Raw genomic sequence first — 282 nt, 5'->3', positions numbered from 1 at the left:
GTTTAACGATATCTAAAGACTGGTCCTGAGAAAGAGATTGCCACGCTTCCGCGTTAAACATTGCATCTTCAGGGAAAGCTGAAATGGTCTTCAAGTTTGGATACTGAGTAGGAAGCAATACGTTCTTACGCAAGAACTCCAAGTCTACCTCGTCTTCATCTGGCACATTGTCCAGCATAATATCAACGGCAGAGTAGATATTATCATGCTCGCTGATACTGATTTGAGGATTCAAAAACAAACGCAAAGAGCCCTGGGGATCCAAGTCAATAAGACATATAC

At 42.2% G+C, this 282-nt stretch carries 1 protein-coding gene; it reads right to left on the bottom strand.

Annotated elements, in window-relative coordinates:
- A partial coding sequence (locus AB4585_RS28400; RefSeq protein WP_372172106.1) for a ParA family protein occupies positions 1-282 on the bottom strand: 282 nt, incomplete at both ends.

It is taken from the genome of Vibrio sp. 10N.222.49.C9 (genome assembly GCF_041474985.1).
GTDB classification, from domain to species: domain Bacteria; phylum Pseudomonadota; class Gammaproteobacteria; order Enterobacterales; family Vibrionaceae; genus Vibrio; species Vibrio crassostreae_C.
The sequence above is the reverse complement of the archived record's forward strand: the minus strand, read 5'-3'. Positions and strand labels throughout refer to the sequence as shown.